The following is a 3,022-nucleotide window of genomic DNA, read 5'->3' on the forward strand; positions in this document are numbered from 1 at the left end:
ATTAGGGTAAGTATTAAAATCTGCAAGCTGGCCATAGCGTACGGCAGTGTTAGAAGGGATATAGTCTGTTTGCGCTAAACTTTCACTAAATGTACTAAATTGGAAGTTATCAGGATTACAATTCGGTGATGAAAACCGTAATTGATAATATAGGGTTTGTTCGGAGGGCTCGGTATCAGAATAAGAAAAAACCGAACTAGGTACAGTAGTCATATATTGAAAGTTATCTGCTCCAAGACCTCTGTAAATATGTATTCTATCGTAATCTCGGCCTTCGTATGCATTCCATATTAAATTTACTTCTCCTCCATACCCTTGGTTTGCTGTGAGGTGTATAGTTTTATGTGTCTCACTTTGTTGAGAATACCAACCACACCGCCTCGCTTGAACACGGTAGCGATGGCTTCTCTTCATTGGAGTAGCGTCAGAATCAATGTACGAACTTTGACTTCCTGAGACTTGTGCTATTTGTATAAATTCATCTTTAATATTAGTCTCTTTATATACGATATATTCATCTTCCTGACCATTGTTATACCAGGTGATCACATTAGCATTTGTAGTTGGCTCTACTCTGCAAATCAGAGGTTGTTCAGGCGATAGTCGCGGCCCTTTAAAATTGATTTCTCTTATTGCACAATCATTACCGTCACGCACCCAAATATGATTTTTGATAAAGTTAGTTTGCAAAGTAGAGGTAAACACTTTGCCTTCTTCAATTAATTTTATCCTATTGGTAAAATCTGCCCTTAACACTGAGGTATTAGAAGTAGCTGCGATTGGGATGACAGGTGGTTCATAATAGTCAGTGTTTATTGATGAATTTGCAATTAAATTAAAATCAGGGTCAAAATATAAAATCATGTAATAGCCAATATCGGGAAAAGGATTATCACCGGGCAGAAGATGTAAATTTTCAATTAAACCACTTATCATTGGGTATCCATGATTGCTTATTGTCATATCCTGTATCTTTAAGAAGGACAAGCCAATAATGGCAGCAAATTGTCTTGCTCTAATCAACTGTCCATTTTCATCATATTTAATGATAACTCCAGCCGTACCTGCATCTAATTCTAAATCTCCCACAGAAATTGACTTGCCAGTAAGGTTGCTTGCCACATAAATTCCAGATTCATGATATTCCACATGTCTTCCCCAGTCATTACCAGCACCCTGCCCGGGTACTACGGCCCAAAGAGAGACCCCAAGGTTATTATACCTTACCAGAAAGGCATCATTTAGTTGTGAGGTAGTAAGACTAACATTACCAAAATCTATTTTCCCATTATAATATCCTGTTAGGTAAACATCACCATTGGGGCTTACTGCTATATCATTAACAGCCCTGGTATATGCACCATAATTATCTCGAAAGTGACCACCACGAATATCTCTTTGCCAAAGTATATTTCCATTTAAGCCTATATGCATTAATTTAATGAGATCATTTTTGTATCCGGTTAAATATATATGACCATTGATTCCCATACTCATTTTTGCCTTATGAAGATCTACATCGAGCTGCCATTTAAGTGTGCCGTCATTATTTAATAAAATGAGTTTATCGCTAAGAATTGTTACCTCTCCATCATCATTCACATCAATTTGATGAAATTGTGTTTGTGGTTGAAAATAGACCCAGCCAAACGATTTATCAGGTAGTAATCTAATTAAAAATGAACCTTTGCCTTCAATTTTACCCAGGTAGTTATTTTCAATGATTAGCTCATCATCATATGAGCCAATGAAGTATATATTACCTTCTACATCAGTTTTGATGTCATAAATTAAATTTTTATGATAAGCATAATTGATTAATTCACTTGATATATTCGTTTTTAAACTCCATAGACTTCTAAACTCCCTTTGATCCATTGGTCTTGCAAATGATTGCCCGTCATAATTATAAAAGTAATCTTCTGTACCGCCTAATACGCTAAGTTTCACATTATCGCCAGCACAATTTAACCTTTCAACCAATGGTCGTATTTTGTAAGGTTCATTGAGCTGAAAGTCTAGATAAGCTTGTTTACCCAAATTATCAGTAATATTTACATGGTAATTTCCGGCCAATAGATTATTTCTTTCTGGTGAAGTATCTCCATCATTCCATAGAAATGAGTAGGAATAAGTTTCATCAGAAATATTAACTTCTATCGTTCCATCTCCTTCGCCATTACAGGTTGGTTTAGTAGAAATGGCAGTGATCTCTCTTACATCTTGCTCATACAAAAAATTGTAGGTGGCCCCATCTGTATCTTTTAACTCAACGGCAAACTCATTCGATCCAGGCCCTACATTCACATCAAAATCCTGAAATGGCATCGAAGTCTGTGTGAGATCATTATTGCCATATGAAACTGAAATTTCGTCTATTACTATACCATCATCTTTGAATACCAATTCACTTTCACCTACACGATTCTCTTTTTTAGCATTGTCGAATTTGTCTTCACCAAACCAAACAAAAGACTTATCCGGACCAACAAATCTTAATTGTTTAACCCCAAAGTTGGTATTGAAAGCAAATGGAAAAGCAATATATCTGACCTCTCGAGTATAAAAATCCTCTATTGGGATACTCACTTTAAGCCAACCGTCAGGGAGAGCTTCTGCATCAAACACATAGGGTTCTATCACTAAAGGTCTGTATTCCTGGAGATTAAATTTTACCTCACCCCAAACTGTACCTCCAAAGTCTTTGATAATAACCTCCAAATATTCATAATCGAACAAATCGAGCGGTTCTGCATCATCTACCCGCTCTTCATCGTAGGCCAGTTTTACACGGGCCCATTGAGTGGTATTCTGTACTTTGAGGTAATCTAATTGAGCAACACCAGTAAAATTTAAGTCTAAACCTATGCTGGTAGGTTGAATCAAGTCGTGGTCATCGACCTGCACATCAAGCGTAACGGGGGTCTGGGCAAATCCAGTAAACACTGATAAAACCAGTGCCGTAGTGAAGAAAAATAAAGCCACTTTTTTCATGATAGTATGTATTGTAGTTTAAGAATTT

At 36.6% G+C, this 3,022-nt stretch carries 1 protein-coding gene; it reads right to left on the reverse strand.

The genetic code is table 11. From position 1 onward, the window contains the following. The coding region (locus tag E1176_RS03140) for a SprB repeat-containing protein (protein ID WP_155209124.1) at positions 1-2,994 on the reverse strand (2,994 nt) is incomplete at its 3' end. Between the last annotated feature and the right edge of the window lie 28 nt (positions 2,995-3,022).

The sequence above is a fragment of the Fulvivirga aurantia genome (genome assembly GCF_009711475.1).
Taxonomy (GTDB): Bacteria; Bacteroidota; Bacteroidia; order Cytophagales; family Cyclobacteriaceae; genus Fulvivirga; species Fulvivirga aurantia.